Source organism: Micromonospora sp. WMMD736 (assembly GCF_049179015.1).
Taxonomy (GTDB): Bacteria; Actinomycetota; Actinomycetes; order Mycobacteriales; family Micromonosporaceae; genus Micromonospora.
Genome location: NZ_JBMHMI010000001.1, coordinates 3,406,247 through 3,420,346, shown reverse-complemented (window position 1 = coordinate 3,420,346; position 14,100 = coordinate 3,406,247). Strand labels below are relative to the sequence as shown.

The 14,100-nt window shown below is 71.5% G+C and carries 12 protein-coding genes and 2 tRNA genes; 10 read left to right on the top strand and 4 right to left on the bottom strand.

Features of this window, described 5'->3' with window-relative positions; genetic code table 11:
- Positions 1 to 94 precede the first annotated feature (94 nt).
- Both ACN269_RS15020 and ACN269_RS15015 read left to right on the top strand, forming a co-directional pair.
- The gene (locus ACN269_RS15020) at positions 95 to 346 is read left to right on the top strand and encodes a hypothetical protein (protein ID WP_421473035.1); all 252 of its coding nucleotides are present in this window, start codon (positions 95 to 97) and stop codon (positions 344 to 346) included.
- Between the two features lie 130 nt (positions 347 to 476).
- On the top strand, positions 477 to 842 hold the full coding sequence (locus tag ACN269_RS15015; protein WP_139582271.1) for a WhiB family transcriptional regulator: 366 nt from the start codon (positions 477 to 479) through the stop codon (positions 840 to 842).
- A 293-nt stretch (positions 843 to 1,135) separates the two neighbouring features.
- Here the strand turns inward: ACN269_RS15015 and ACN269_RS15010 are convergent, their stop codons facing one another.
- From ACN269_RS15010 to ACN269_RS15000, 3 genes are all read right to left on the bottom strand, one after another.
- The gene (locus ACN269_RS15010; protein ID WP_421473034.1) at positions 1,136 to 2,482 is read right to left on the bottom strand and encodes an ABC1 kinase family protein; all 1,347 of its coding nucleotides are present in this window, start codon (positions 2,480 to 2,482) and stop codon (positions 1,136 to 1,138) included.
- Positions 2,479 to 3,591, bottom strand: coding sequence for a hypothetical protein (locus tag ACN269_RS15005; protein WP_421473033.1), 1,113 nt, complete (start codon positions 3,589 to 3,591; stop codon positions 2,479 to 2,481). The genes ACN269_RS15010 and ACN269_RS15005 overlap by 4 nt, the downstream gene beginning before the upstream one ends.
- A gap of 208 nt (positions 3,592 to 3,799) precedes the next feature.
- Complete coding sequence (locus ACN269_RS15000) at positions 3,800 to 3,967, bottom strand: DUF5679 domain-containing protein (protein ID WP_007464795.1); 168 nt, start codon at positions 3,965 to 3,967, stop codon at positions 3,800 to 3,802.
- 525 nt (positions 3,968 to 4,492) lie between these two features.
- On the opposite strand from ACN269_RS15000, the gene ACN269_RS14995 reads away from it, so the two are divergent.
- Positions 4,493 to 5,023 (top strand): M48 family metallopeptidase, encoded by a 531-nt coding sequence (locus ACN269_RS14995; protein WP_421473032.1) that lies wholly within the window; start codon positions 4,493 to 4,495, stop codon positions 5,021 to 5,023.
- Between the two features lie 466 nt (positions 5,024 to 5,489).
- Positions 5,490 to 6,098, top strand: a complete 609-nt coding sequence (locus ACN269_RS14990) for a hypothetical protein (protein ID WP_421473031.1) — start codon at positions 5,490 to 5,492, stop codon at positions 6,096 to 6,098.
- A 434-nt stretch (positions 6,099 to 6,532) separates the two neighbouring features.
- Here the strand turns inward: ACN269_RS14990 and ACN269_RS14985 are convergent, their stop codons facing one another.
- Positions 6,533 to 7,861 carry a zinc-dependent metalloprotease gene (locus ACN269_RS14985; RefSeq protein ID WP_421473030.1) on the bottom strand — a complete coding sequence of 443 codons (1,329 nt, stop codon included), beginning with the start codon at positions 7,859 to 7,861 and terminating at the stop codon, positions 6,533 to 6,535.
- 115 nt (positions 7,862 to 7,976) lie between these two features.
- Between ACN269_RS14985 and ACN269_RS14980 the strand changes: the two genes are divergently transcribed.
- From ACN269_RS14980 to ACN269_RS14955, 6 genes are all read left to right on the top strand, one after another.
- Positions 7,977 to 8,990: a PDZ domain-containing protein gene (locus tag ACN269_RS14980; RefSeq protein WP_421473029.1), complete on the top strand. Its 1,014-nt coding sequence runs from the start codon at positions 7,977 to 7,979 to the stop codon at positions 8,988 to 8,990.
- Positions 8,991 to 9,086: 96 nt separating this feature from the next.
- A complete protein-coding gene (locus ACN269_RS14975; protein WP_421473028.1) occupies positions 9,087 to 12,074 on the top strand; it encodes a UPF0182 family protein in 2,988 nt (995 codons plus the stop codon).
- Positions 12,075 to 12,263: 189 nt separating this feature from the next.
- The gene (locus ACN269_RS14970; protein ID WP_421473027.1) at positions 12,264 to 12,773 is read left to right on the top strand and encodes a SigE family RNA polymerase sigma factor; all 510 of its coding nucleotides are present in this window, start codon (positions 12,264 to 12,266) and stop codon (positions 12,771 to 12,773) included.
- Entirely contained in the window at positions 12,763 to 13,695 is a 933-nt protein-coding gene (locus tag ACN269_RS14965; protein WP_421473026.1) for a hypothetical protein, read from the top strand. Before ACN269_RS14970 ends, ACN269_RS14965 begins: the two co-directional genes overlap by 11 nt.
- A 59-nt stretch (positions 13,696 to 13,754) precedes the next feature.
- A tRNA-Met gene (locus tag ACN269_RS14960) sits at positions 13,755 to 13,828 on the top strand.
- Between the two features lie 125 nt (positions 13,829 to 13,953).
- Positions 13,954 to 14,030: transfer RNA gene (locus tag ACN269_RS14955), tRNA-Met, on the top strand.
- The last annotated feature ends 70 nt before the right edge of the window (positions 14,031 to 14,100 follow it).

Sequence of the window (14,100 nt, the reverse complement as noted above, 5' to 3'; positions counted from 1 at the left end):
AATAGCCTCAGGACACACCACGCGAGCGGCGCCATTCCGGCTGCTCACGGGGGTTGGTCCAGTCGATCCGAGGAACGTGAGGGAGGTGGCACCCGTGAAGATCTTCACCTATGAGCGTCTGACGGCGATGCCGTCTGTCCACGCTCCGCTGTCGGCTGTCCGGGTGGCCCTCGCGGCCGCACGACCGTCGGTTCCGCAGGTGCACCAGGTTCAGACCGAGCTGACCCTGACCGTTGCGCCGAATGCCGGAGTCGAGGGGACCAGTGGCTTCACGGGCATGGGCATCGATGGCGCCAAGAAGCGCACGGATGTCCGCGGCGTTCCACCTCGAGGTAGACCGGTCTGAATCTCAGACACCGGCTCACCTCGAGGCCGCGGAACCCGCTACCGGGATCCGCGGCCTCAGTTTTTTGCCCCGCCGTAAGTACGTCGGAATGCGATCCACGAGATCGAAGTGAGAGAGAGGTGACCGGGAGATGAGTCTGGCGTTGGCCCCCCTCGATGTGAGCGTCGAGCTGGAGGCGAACCTGCCCTGCCGGAAGTTCGACCCCGACCTGTGGTTCTCCGACTCGCCTGCCGAGCTCGAGCTGGCCAAGTCGCTCTGCGGGGACTGCCCGCTGCGCGTCGAGTGCCTGGCCGGAGCGGTGGAGCGAGCGGAGCCGTGGGGTGTCTGGGGCGGCGAGATCTTCGAGCGTGGCGCGGTCGTTCCGCGCAAGCGGCCCCGTGGCCGTCCGCGCAAGGAGGACGTCGCTCGTGACGCCGCGCTCCGGGTCGAGGCCGAGGCGCGCCTGGCGGCCAGTGGGCTGTCCGAGGTGCGAGGCGCGGTCCGGCTGGCAGCCTGACATGTTCCCGACCCGTTCCAACGACGCCGGTGTCACACCGGCAGTGAGTGAGAAGACGATGTTGAACATTCCGAGTGGTGCCTTCGAGATGCAACTACTCCACGAAGCGTTGACGAGGGCTCGAATGCGCCGGCCTCAGGCCGGTCGTACCACCACGAGCACTGAGGCAACCCGATCCGCCCGTACCGTCGCCATGAACAGCCGCCTCCAGTCGGCGCGCGACCTGGGCGTTCTCTAGTACCACCCCACGCAGAAGGGCGGGTGCCGACCGGCACCCGCCCTTCCTGGCGTCCTCAGGCGACCGGCGCGAAGCCGGGCAGCCAGCGTTCCAGGATGCTCCGGTACGGGGCCTTCGCCTCCAACTGGCAGAGCACCCCGATCGACCCGAGCGTCACCCGGTGGATGAGCAGGTACGACGGTGGCAGGTTGAGCTTCCGGCTCAACTGGTACGTGGGGGATCGAGGGCTGGCCAGCCGGGCCGCCTCGGCGCGTAGCCAGGCCCGGGTGAACCGGAACCCGTCGGCGGCGATGGGCTCCAGCATGGGGCGGAGGAAGTCGAGGACCCCCTCGGCGTCGATCTCGTCGGTGGCGCCGATGAACCCCTCGTCCCGCAGCCCCGCCACCACGCCGTCCGCGTCCCCGCGCAACGCCCGACCGGCGATGAGGCCGATCGGCTCCGGCGTGCCCTCCGGCATCCGGGCTACCGCACCGAAGTCGATCACCCCGAGCCGACCGTCGGGCAGGAGCCGGAAGTTGCCGGGGTGCGGGTCGGCGTGCAGCAGACCCGCCCGCTGGGGGGCGGACAGGTGCAGCGTGGCCATCAGCCGGCCGGCCTCGTCCCGCTGCTCCTCGCTGCCGTCGCGGATGACGTCGGCCAGCGGCGTGCCCGTCACCCACTCGGTGACCAGCACCCGGGGCGACGCGGAGACGACCTCCGGGATGTAGATCTCGTCGTCGTCGGCGTACGCGGCGGCGAAGGTGCGCTGCGACTCGGCCTCCAGCTCGTAGTCCAGCTCCTCGGTGATCCGCTCGCGCAGTTCGACGAGGAGTGGCTTGACGTCGAGGCCCGGTTGGATGGCCCGGAACATCCCGCCGAGGCGGGAGAGCTGCTTGAGGTCGGCGAGGAGCGCGTCACCGGCCCCCGGGTACTGGATCTTGACCGCCACGTCGCGGCTGTTCGGCTCGCCGGACGGGCCGTACCCCGGCTCCCGCCACCGCGCCCGGTGCACCTGCCCGATGCTCGCCGCGGCGGCCGGGGTGTCGTCGAACTCGACGAACCGGTCGCGCCAGTCCGGGCCGAGCTGCTCGGCCAGCACCTTGTGCACGCTCGCGGCCGGCAGCGGCGGCGCGGCCTCCTGGAGTTTGGTCAACGCCTGCCGGTAGGGCGCGGCGATCTCCTCCGGCAGGGCTGCCTCGAAGACCGACAACGCCTGGCCGAACTTCATCGCCCCGCCCTTGAGCTGCCCCAACACGCTGAACAACTGCTCGGCCGTACGCTGCTGGATCTCCGCCGAGATGACGTCGGAGGCGAGCCCGGTGACGCGCTTACCCATGCCGAGGACGGTCCGACCGGCGAAGCCGAGCGGCAGAGCGGCGAGCTTGGCGGTCCGGGACACGGCCCGGCGCGGGATGTCGGTCACTTCGCCATTGTTACCGACCGGAGGGCCCCGCTGCTGCCGTGCGGCCGGGCTGGTGCGTACGCCCGACTCCGCGAGCACTCGCACGCCGGGTGCGGCGGCCAGCCCCGGCGACGGAACCGGCCGGCGCCGGAGATCTCCACCGCGGCCCCCAGCGTCTCGGGCTGGCCGCCGTCGAGGTGCGCCAGCACCTCGGCAACCGCGTACCCGATCGCCGCGAACAGCGTGCCGGTCGCGCCGGCGGTCACCGGCCGCGCCGCGGCCAGTTGGGCGGCGAGCCCCGGCCAGGCCGGATCACGGTCGGCCCGGTGCAGCTCGACGCAGCGCAGACACGGCCCGGCGGGCGGGCGGACCAGCGGCCCGATCACCGGTACGCCCTCGCGGACGGTCACCATGAGATGCGGTTGGCGGCGCTGGGCGAGACCGGCGGCGAGCAGCGCGGGCGGACGGTCCGCGCCGAACTGGATCACCAGATCCACCCGGGCGGCCCGGACCGGGTGGGTGCCGGTGCCGGGCGCGACACGGTCGACCGCCGCCCGGATCGCCGGAGCCAACGGTCGGCCCAACTCCGTCGCGGGAATGCCCGTCCCGATCAGGTCGATCGGTCGTACCGGGCCGCTGAGGTGCGGGATCACCTGGCCGACCCCGGCCTGCGCCAGCGCCAGCGCCAGCGGCCCGCCGAGGGCACCGCCGCCGGTGAGCAGCACCCGGGCCGCCCGTCGGCGACGCAGGACCTGCGCCGGGGTGCCGGGCAGCCGGGCTGCCGCCAGCGCCAACGCTCCGGCCTCGGCGGCGAGCCGGGCCCGGACCGGACCGGCCAGGTCGCGGGGGAGCAGGGTGTGCGCCGGCACCAGCAGGCCCGCCGCGCGCAGGGCGTCCAGCAGCGTACGCGCGTCGGCGGCGGCGACCTGGGCGGCGCCGGCCTCGGCCAGTACGTCCCGCTCGCTGCGGGTGCCGTCCAGCAGATCGAGCAGGTGAGCGGTGCGCGGGTTGGTCAGCTCCACCAGCACGGCGGGCCCGGGGCCGAGGCCGATCTGCAGGGTGTGCCGATCCCGCCAGAGCCGGCTGAGGCCGGGGAGCAGGGTGGGGCGAGGCAGCGGCGTACGACTCATGGTGACGAATCGTGACCGCATCCCTGCGCTCGGTCGATCGTTGTCCACAGGCGGCCGGGGCCGTATCCAGCCTTGTCCACAGGATCTGCCGGGTTATCCACAGGTCGCTGCGCGTGCTGTCGGTCACCCGACAGGCTGGCCTACGTCCGGCACGGCAACGGGGGCGGGACGGCCACACGGCCGTCCCGCCCCCGCAGATCTGTACGGGTCAGACCTTCGCCTTGCCGAGAATCCGGTTCACTGTTGTACCGCATACCGGACACTTGCCCTTGGCCATGTTCATGCCGGTCTTCGAGACCTCCACGTGCCCCTCGAAGTCCCGCTTCTCCTTGCACTTCACGCAGTAACCGTTGTAGGTCTGGGCCTGGTCGGCCACGGTGCCCTCCTCGTCTCGTCCGCCGGTCAATACGGTCCCGGCGGAATGCCCGGCGGCGGGCCACACGGGGCGCCGGCGCTGGGTCTTACTCCACGGCCACCTTCGTGACCGCTGGTCCGCGGACCCTACCCAGGTCTGGGCAGTTCCATGTCAGCTGTGCATCGACACTGTGAGCAAGTCGACGTCGAGAGTGTGCATGGCGAATTAGGTCGGATAAGTCAGTTTGGCGGGGACACGCCGACCAAACCCTCACAGCCACCCCTGCGGGTGCCCCGTGGCAGCGTCGAGCGCGGTGATCACCTACGGTGGAGGGGCGAACCGCGCGGTGCCGCCATCGCCGTACACGGTGGGTGACGAGACGGTGTGATGGCGCTTCGGCGATGGTCCGGTCAAGAAATTTTCGGGACGCCGGACGACCAATCACCATTTTTTGGGCGCGTGTCGCGCGGTTGACTCTTGCGGACCCCTGGTCAGTGGGCATTAGCTTTCCCTCGTGACACGTAGCCGAGGCTGCGCGGCCCAGTGATGGCGGGGACGCGTAAGCCGGTCGTCGAGGTACGGCGCAGCCAGCGTCGGCGACGGACGGTGTCTGCGTACCGTGACGGTGAACGGGTGGTCGTCCTCATCCCGGACCAGTTCTCCCGGGCCGAGGAGAGCGAGTGGGTCGACCGCATGTTGGCGCGGCTCGCCGCCCGCGAAGGTCGACTGGCCCGCTCCGACGACGAACTCATCGCCCGGGCCAACCGGCTGATCGAGCTATACCTGGGCAGTTACGGCGAGAAGGCCGTGCCGGCCAGCGTCCGATGGGTGACCAACCAGAACGGCCGCTGGGGCTCGTGCACCCCTGCCGACCGCAGCATCCGCATCTCACATCGCGTCCAGGACATGCCCGACTGGGTGATCGACTACGTGCTGCTGCACGAGTTGACCCACCTCATCGTGCCTAGCCACAACGCCCGTTTCTGGGCGCTCGTCGGCCGGTACCCCAAGTCGGAGCGTGCGCGCGGCTACCTGGAGGGCGTCGCCGCCGCCTCCTGCGCCCCCGTCCCCACCTGACCCGCCCCTCGGCCCGGCCCAGCTCGGGCCTGTCCGGCTCGCTCTGGCCTGTCTGGCGTTCGCCCGGCCTTGCGCGGGGCTGTCTGGCGTTCGCCCGGCTTTGCGCGGGGTTGTCTGGCGTTCGCCCGGCTTTGCGCGCCCTTGCGCGGGCCTGTCTGGCCGGCCCGGCCTTGCGCGGGCCTGTCTGGCCTTCGTCCGGCCTTGCGTGGGCCTGTCTGGCCCTCCCGAGCTTTACTCGGTCTTGATCGACTCCAGGTCACCGATGTGGGGGTGTCCTGGCGTCGGGATGCCCCGACATCGCCGATGTGGAGTCGATCACCGGGCCCGCCGGCTGATCGACCGGTCTGGGCTGTCGGGTGCGGCGGGTCACGGGTTGGGGGTGCGGCGGGTCTGGCGCGTTGGGGCTCGGCGCGTTGGGGCTCGGCGGGGTGGGTGGGGCTGTGGGTCGGGGCGTTAGGGTCGGGTCATGGCGCGGCGGGTGGTGGTGGTCATGTTCGGGCCGGTGCGGTGGTCGCCACCGGGCATCGACCTGGCGCAGTGGCGGGCGGCGCTCGCCGAGGATGTCATCGACCTGGTCGCGACCCTGAACGAGGTGGACGTCGCCGTCGCCGTGACCCCGGCAGACCGTCCGCTGGCGGACGCGCTGGTCTGGCCCGGTACCGCCGTCCACGAGGTGCCCGAGCCGACGCCGAACGCGGTGTTCGCCACGCTGGACGGCTACGACCAGGCGGCAGTGCTCGTGGGTGACGTGCCCGACCTGCCCGCGCTGACCGTCGGCAAGCTGCTGCGTCCGCTCACCACCCGGTCGGTCGCCGTCGCGCCGGCCGAGGGCGGCGGTCCGGGCCTGCTCGGCGTGGCCGTACGGCTGCCCGTGCCGCAGTGGTTGCCCCCGCTCGACTTTGATACGGCATTGCCGGCGGACGCCCGGGTCGGCGCCCCCCAGCCAGGGGACGTCGCCGTCACGGCCGGCTGGCGACGCCAGCGTGGCCCGGCCGATCTCGCCGCGTTGGACCCGGCCTTCGAAGGCTGGGAGGCCACCCGTTCGTTGCTGTCGGGCTCAGGCCGCCCCGCCTGATCGCCGCGCCGTCGGGCTTCCGCCTGTCCGGCCCGATCGCCGCGCCTGGCCGTGCCGGCTCGATCGCCGCGCCTGGCCGTGCCGGCTCGATCGCCGCGCCTGGCCGTGCCGGCTCGATCGCCGCGCCTGGCCAGCGCGTGTGATCTCTGCGCGTCGGGTGGCCTGGCCGCCGGCCTGGTCGCCACGCCGTCGACGCGTCCGCCGCCCCTCGGGGCTGTCGTGGGTGTGATCCACTCGGGTTCCCGGAAAGCGCGGCGTCCAGGCCGCGCGGACCGGCCGCCTTTCAGGAAGCCGAGTGGATCACCGAGCCGGGCGTGAGCCGGACGCCCGAGCCGGGCCGGACGCCCGAGCCGGGCCGGGCGTGTGCCGGACGCACGAGCCGAGCCGGGCGTGTGCCGGACGCCCGGTCCGCGCGTGCGTCCGGCCTGGCCACGTCAGCTCTTGGTGCCACCGCCCGTTTCGCCGTCCGTGCCGCTGTCGTCGTTGTTGCCCTCGTCGTCGTTGCCGTCGGACTCGCCCGGCGACTTCTCGTGCGTGCCGCCGGGGGCGGTGAAGTCGAAGCTGTCGAGCTCGCTCATGTCCCAGTCGTTCATCGCGAACGCGACCGGGTCGGCGAAGTCGTCGTCCGATGGGAGCAGGTCCGGGTGGCCCCAGACGGCGTCCCGGCCCTCGATGCCGCGGTGCTGGGTGAGCGCCGCCCACAGCGCGGCCGCCTCGCGCAGCCGGCGCGGGCGCAACTCCAGGCCGACGAGGGCCGCGAAGGTCTGCTCGGCCGGGCCGCCCGCGGCCCGGCGGCGGCGGAACGCCTCGCCCAGTCGTACGACGTTGGGCAGCCGATCGCTGGCGGCGCTGTCCACCACGTGGCACACCCAGCCCTCCACCAGGGCCAACGCGGTCTCCAGGCGGGCCAGCGAGGCCTTCTGCGCCGGGCTGTCCTCGGGGGTGAAGATGCCTTCGAGGGCGATCGCCTGCATCGACTCCGGGTCGGTCGGGTCGACGCGGCCCATCGCCTCCTCGATCGCCTCCCGGTTGACCCGGATGCCCGAGGCGTACATCTCCACGGCACTGAGCACGTGCCCGCGCAGCCACGGAACGTGCTGGAACAGCCGCTGGTGGGCGGCCTCACGCAGCGCCACGTAGAGGCGTACCTCGTCCTCGGGAAGTTCCAGGCCCTCGCCGTACGCGCGGATGTTGGCCGGAATCAGCGCGGCCGTGCCGGCCGGGCCGAGCGGCAGCCCGATGTCGCCGGCGGAGAGCACCTCCGCGGCGAGCGAGCCGAGGGCCTGCCCGAGCTGGCCGCCGAAGAGCGCGCCACCGAGGGTGGCCACCATCGACTGCATCGGGCCGAGCTGGGCGCGCGCCTCCGGCGGCACCAGGTCGCCCATCGCGCCGACCATCCGGCTGGCCACCGGGTCGCAGAGCTTGCGCCACACGTCGAGCGTCTTGAAGATCCACTCGTTGCGGTTCCAGGCGACCGGGGACTGGATGCCGGACGGCCACGACGTGGCCGGCTCCAGCCACAGGTCGGCCAGGCGCAACGCCTCCTCGACGGCGTTGCGCTCGTACGGCGACACAGCCGGATCGCCGGCGGCGGCGAGCTGGCTGGCCGCTACCTGCCGGGCCAGGTCCCAGTTGACCGGCCCGCTGCCCGGCGCCGAGAGCAGGTGCTGCAACTGCGACATGAACTGCTGCATCTGCGCGGGATCGTTGGGGTCTGGTGGTTGCCCACCCGGGAGCGCGAAACCGAACGGAATATCAGGCACGACGTCTACGGTACGCGGGCCGCGCCCCAGGTAGTCGCCGCTGGCGTTGCGCTGAGGGCGAAGTCGCGTGGCGCATCCGTCGGACCGGCCGCGAGCGATCGGTACGCTCTGGCGCATGAGACGTCGTGGCCTGACGGTCCTGCTCGGTGCCCTGTTCACCGCCCTGCTGAGCATCGGGGTGCTCCGGGTGCCGATTCCGTACGTGGTGCTCGGCCCGGGCCCGACCGTCAACACCCTCGGCACGGCCGACGGTAAGGAGGTCATCCAGGTCACCGGCCGGGAGACCTCCACCTCGGCGGGGCAGCTCCGGCTGACCACGGTGGGGGTGCAGCCGACGGTGCGGCTCCGCTCGGCGATCGCCGGCTGGTTCTCCGACGACGAGGCGGTGGTGCCGCGTGAGCTGGTCTACCCGCCGGGGGAGTCGACGGAGCAGGTCGAGCAGCGCAACGCCGAGGACTTCAAGGTGTCGCAGACCAGTGCCGAGACCGCCGCGCTGCGGAAACTGGGCTTCCCGGTACAGGTGGTGATCAAGACGGTGACCGCGGACGGCCCGTCCGCCGGGGCGCTCAAGGTCGGCGACGTGATCACCTCGGTCGACGGTCAGCCGGTGCCGGTGGCCGCCAAGGTCACCGAACTGATCAAGGCCAAGCCGGCGGGTACGGCGCTGACCATCGGCTACACCCGCGACGGCTCACCGGCCACCGCGACGGTGACCAGTCGGGAGCAGGACGGTCGCCCACGGATCGGCGTCGAGATCGACCAGCAGCAGCCGCACCCCTTCACTCTCGGCATCGACCTGGAGGACATCGGCGGGCCGAGCGCCGGTCTGATGTTCGCCCTGGGCATCGTGGACAAGCTGACCCCGGCCGACCTCACCGGCGGAAAGGTCATCGCGGGCACCGGCACCATCGACGACGAGGGCACCGTCGGCCCGATCGGCGGGATCGCCCAGAAGCTGGTCGGCGCGAAGCGGGCGGGGGCCAAGGTCTTCCTGGTGCCGGCAGACAACTGCGCCGAGGCGGTCCGTAACCCGCAGCCCGACCTGCCGTTGCTGAAGGTGGGTTCGCTGGACGAGGCGCTGACCGCGTTGGAGACGCTGCGCGCGGGTGGTCAGCCGACCCGCTGCTGACCCGTGTGACCGTGCCCCGACACGCTCAGGAACACCCCGTACTCTGGGTGCCTGATCGGAGCCGATCACATCGAGCGTGCGGAGCCAACAGTGGTAATGCGTAGCAGCAGCCCTCTGCCGAGGATGAGCCGGCGCGGCCGGGTCACCATCGCCGTCCTGGTCGGGGTGTTCGTGCTCTTCACCCTGCTCGGTTGGGGTGTTCAGGCCTGGACGGACTGGCTCTGGTTCGACGAGGTGCGCTACACCGAGGTCTTCACCGGTGTGCTGCTCACCCGACTGCTGCTCTTCGGAGTCATCGGCCTCGGCATGGCCGTGGTCGTCGGCGGCAACCTGTGGCTGGCGTACCGGCTGCGGCCGCGGCTGCGACCGCACTCGGCGGAGCAGGCCACGCTGGAGCGCTACCGGATGGCGCTCAGCCCGCGTCTCGGCACGTGGATCGCGTTGGTAGCCGCCGTGGTCGGCCTCTTCGCCGGGCTGTCCGCCCAGAGTCGGTGGGACCAGTGGCTGCTGTTCCGCAACGGCGGTGACTTCGGTGCCGTGGACCCGGAGTTCGGGGTGGACATCGGCTTCTACGTCTTCCAGCTCCCGTTCTGGCGCTACCTGCTCGGTGTCGGCTTCACCGCCGTGGTGCTGGCGCTGCTCGGCGCGCTGGCGGTGCACTACCTCTTCGGCGGGGTCCGTCTCCAGGGCGTCGGGGACCGGATGAGCAACGCGGCGCGCGCGCACCTGAGCAGTCTCGTCGCGGTGTTCGTCCTGCTCAAGGCCCTCGCGTACGTGCTGGACCGGCGGGCGATGCTGCTCGAGTACAACGAGGGCGCCAAGCTGTACGGCGCCGGCTACGCGGACGTCAACGCGTTGCTGACGGCGAAGGAGATCCTGGCGTACATCTCGGTCGTCGTGGCCATCGCGATCGTCGTGTTCTCCAACGCCTGGATGCGGAACCTGGTGTGGCCGGGCATCTCGCTCGCGCTGCTGGGCGTCTCCGCGGTGGCGATCGGCGGCATCTACCCCTGGGCGGTGCAGACCTTCGAGGTGAAGCCGAGCGCCAAGGACAAGGAGGCGCCGTACATCCAGCGCAGCATCGACGCGACGCGGGCGGCGTTCGGGTTGGGCAGCACCGAGACCACCCCGTACGCGGCGAGCAACCTCACCCCACCGGCGAACCTGGCCACCGACACGTCGGTGGTGTCGAACGTGCGCCTGCTCGACCCGCAGTTGGTCAGCGAGACGTACACCCAGCTTCAGCAGGTCCGGGGCTTCTACGACTTCGGTCCCAAGCTGGACATCGACCGGTACGGGGTGAACGGCAAGACCTCGGACTACGTCGTCGGCGTCCGCGAGATCAACTACGGCGAGCTGACCGACCAGCAGAACACCTGGATCAACCGGCACACCGTCTACACCCACGGGTACGGACTGGTGGCCGCCCCGGCCAACCAGGTGGTGTGCGGCGGGCAGCCGTTCTTCGTCTCCGGCTTCCTCGGCGAGCGGACCCAGGAGGCGTGCTCCTCGCAGACCGAGCAGATCCCCGCCAAGCAGCCGCGCATCTACTACGGCGAGCGGATGGCCGCCGACGACTACGCGATCGTCGGGCAGTCCGACCCGAACAAGAAGGCCGAGTTCGACAGGCCGGTCGGTGAGGGTGGCGGAGAGTCCTACACCTACACCGGGGAGGGCGGCGTCAAGATCGGTTCCTTCGCGCGACGGCTGCTCTACGCCATCAAGGAGCAGGAGTCGAACTTCCTGCTCTCCGAGGCGGTCAACAAGGACTCCAAGCTGCTGTACGTGCGCAACCCGCGGGACCGGGTGGAGAAGGTCGCGCCCTTCCTCACGCTGGACGGTGACCCGTACCCGGCGGTGGTCGACGGTCGGGTGCAGTGGATCGTCGACGGCTACACGACGGCCGCCACCTACCCGTACGCCGAGCGCGTCAACCTCCAGGTCGAGACGACCGACGAGTTGACCAACCGGGGCACCTTCCAACTGGCCCGGGAGAACGTCAACTACATGCGCAACTCGGTGAAGGCCACCGTCGACGCGTACGACGGCACCGTGACGCTCTACCAGTACGACGACACCGACCCGGTGCTCAAGGCGTGGAACAAGGCGTTCGGCGGTGACCTGATCAAGCCAAAGGCGGACATCCCGGTCGAGTTGAACGAGCACTTCCGCTACCCGGCGGACATGTTCAAGGTGCAGCGCAACCTGCTCACCAAGTTCCACGTGACCAACCCGGGCGACTTCTACTCCGCGCAGGACTTCTGGCAGGTGCCGAACGTGCCGGACGCGCCGGACAGCGGGCAGAAGCAGCCGCCGTACTACCTGTTCACCCAGTTCCCCGGGCAGGAGAGCCCTCGATTCCAGCTCACCTCGGCGGTCACCCCGAACGGCCGGCAGAACCTGGCCGCGCTGATCTCCGGGTCGTACGTCGACGGGAAGCCCCGACTCGAGGTGCTGGAGTTGCCGGACCAGACCCGGATCTCCGGGCCGGTGCAGGTGCACCAGCAGATGACCAACAACGCGAACATCCGCCAGCAGCTCAACCTGCTCTCCAGCAACCAGGCGCAGGTGCAGTACGGCAACCTGCTGTCGCTGCCCTTCGCCGACGGGATGCTCTACGTCGAGCCGGTCTACGTGAAGAGCAACCAGCAGGACGCGTACCCGCTGTTGCAGAAGGTGCTGCTCTCGTACGGTGACGGCGGCTCGTTCGTGGCGCTCGCCGACAACATCAACGACGGCATCAAGCAGCTGGTCGATCAGGGTAAGAAGGCCGGGCAGGGCACCTCGCCGCCGCCCACCACGGGTGGCAACCCGACCAGCCCGTCGCCGAGCGCGACCCCGAGCGCGCCTCCGACGCCGGGCAGCACCACCCCGCCGGCCGGCGAGCTGGCGGCCGCCGCGGACCGGGTGCAGTCGGCCATCACGGAGGTCCGCGCCGCGCAGACCTCGGGGGACTTCGAGCGGTACGGCCGGGCGCTGAAGGCGTTGGATGAGGCGCTGACCGCGTTCCAGCAGGCGCAGCAGGCGGGCGGCGGCGCGCCCCCGTCGCCGTCCGGCACCCCGAGCGCCGCGACGGGCGGCTGACCAGCCGCTCGGGAGGCACACCGGAGCCCTCGACGTCGGACCCGCCCGGGTCCGGACGCCGAGGGCTCCGTCGCATCCGTGCGGTATGCCGGCCTGTCGCCTCTCCGACACGCTTTGTCCAGCCGACCCGCAACCCCGGCCGGCCCCCTGCCGTCAGTGATGCATCGGGGCGCGGACAAGGGGGCAGTCGTGAGGGACGCACAGAGCTTCGACGATTTCTACCGTGGCACCGTCCGACGGATGATCCGGTACGGCTACGCGGTGACCGGTGACCACACCGAGGCGCAGGACGTCGTGCAGGAGGCGTTCGCCCGGGCCTGGCGGCAGTGGGGGCGGCTCGCCGAACACCCGGCACCCGAGGCGTGGCTGCGACTGGTGGTCTCCCGGTTGGCGCACGACCGTTGGCGGCACCTGCATCGTCGGCGGGTCCTACTGAGCCGCAGCGGTCCGCCGCCGACCGCGCCGCCTCCGGGTGAGGACGGGGTGCTGCTCGTGGACGCGCTCCGCCAACTGCCCGCCGCGCAGCGACAGGCGCTGGCCCTGCACTACCTCTTCGACATGTCCGTCGAGGAGATCGCCCGCGAGGCCGACGCGCCGGTCGGCACCGTCAAGTCCTGGTTGTCCCGCGGTCGGTGCCGGCTGGCCGTACTGCTGCCCGACGTCCACATCGACGAGCTGGAGGCGAACGATGTCCGCTGAACTCTCCGACCTGTACCGCTCGCTCACCAGCGCCGCGGACGACGTGGCGGTGGCAGCTCCCGAGGCGGTCCGGCGGCACGCCGACCGGCGGGCCCACGTCCGAGCGGCCGGTAGCGCGCTGGCGGTGGTGGTGCTGCTCGGTGGGGTCGCCGTCGGCGGACGGCTGGCGTTTCCCGTGGACGGGTCCGCGCCGCTGCCGCCGCCGGCCGACACGCCGGCCCCGCCGTCGGCCGGAGCAAGTCCGCCCACCCCGTCGGCGTCCGCGTCCCCCGCGCCGTCCACGGCGGCGCGATCGTCTTCCCCACCGCCGCGCGCCACATCCGGGGGTACGCCCCCGAGGACGCCGACGGTCGCCCCGCCGACCTCGATCCCGGATCGCGCCTTCTTCGTCCTGGCGACCGCCAACCGGACCGGTCTGGAATCGACCGCTGCGGGGCCGGTCCTGCCGACACTGTGCGGCGCTCGGTACGCCAGCGAGTCGGCGGTGGTGCAGCGCCGCGCCCGGTCGATCGCCTACAAGCGGCCGGAGAGCCGGGCGGGAAACGTGCCGGCCGGCAGTTACCGGCACAGCATCACCATCTACCGTCCCGGCCGGGCCGACGACGCGCTGCGCGAGCTGCGGCAGGCCGTCCGCGCGTGCCCGGAGCAGAAGATGCCCGACGACGGCAGGGTCTGGCGGCAGCGACTCCTGGACCCGGGGGCGTACGGCGACGAGTCGGTGCTGGTCGAGCTGCGTGCCCCGTACCCGGCGGGCATCGGTGAACCCGGCGCGTTCGAGGTGCGGCTGGTCCGGGCGGTTCGGGTCGACGACGTGGTGACGGTGCTCTGGGAGCAGGGTTGGGAGTACACCGCTGCCGAGCGTGCGCAGGTGGACGCCGACAGTCGGCGTGCGGTGGCGGCGATCGAGAACTGGCTCGGTTGACGCGGTATCGGAGTCGCTTTGCGGTGCCCCGGGTCGGTGCGCTACGGTTAGCGAGCCGACGCGGGGTGGAGCAGCTCGGTAGCTCGCTGGGCTCATAACCCAGAGGTCGCAGGTTCAAATCCTGTCCCCGCTACGAGAGAAAGCCCGTCTCCGGATTTCCGGAGGCGGGCTTCGTCGTTGGCGCGTCCGCTCGCGCGCGGTTGCCCGGCGACCCCGCTGATCATCGCCGGGACGGGTGGGTTAAGCTTGAACAGCCGACGCGGGGTGGAGCAGCTCGGTAGCTCGCTGGGCTCATAACCCAGAGGTCGCAGGTTCAAATCCTGTCCCCGCTACCACGAAGTACGACGGAACCCGGTCCCCTGATGGGGACCGGGTTCCGTCGTATCCGGTCGCCGTCGCGGGCGG

Bases quoted from the DNA above. Each gene is read 5' to 3' on its own strand.
- ACN269_RS15015 (WP_139582271.1), top strand. From the start codon at position 477: ATGAGTCTGGCGTTGGCCCCCCTCGATGTGAGCGTCGAGCTGGAGGCG.
- ACN269_RS15005 (WP_421473033.1), bottom strand. From the start codon at position 3,591: ATGAGTCGTACGCCGCTGCCTCGCCCCACCCTGCTCCCCGGCCTCAGC.
- ACN269_RS14995 (WP_421473032.1), top strand. From the start codon at position 4,493: ATGGCGGGGACGCGTAAGCCGGTCGTCGAGGTACGGCGCAGCCAGCGT.
- ACN269_RS14990 (WP_421473031.1), top strand. From the start codon at position 5,490: ATGGCGCGGCGGGTGGTGGTGGTCATGTTCGGGCCGGTGCGGTGGTCG.
- ACN269_RS14980 (WP_421473029.1), top strand. From the start codon at position 7,977: ATGAGACGTCGTGGCCTGACGGTCCTGCTCGGTGCCCTGTTCACCGCC.
- ACN269_RS14975 (WP_421473028.1), top strand. From the start codon at position 9,087: ATGCGTAGCAGCAGCCCTCTGCCGAGGATGAGCCGGCGCGGCCGGGTC.
- ACN269_RS14965 (WP_421473026.1), top strand. From the start codon at position 12,763: ATGTCCGCTGAACTCTCCGACCTGTACCGCTCGCTCACCAGCGCCGCG.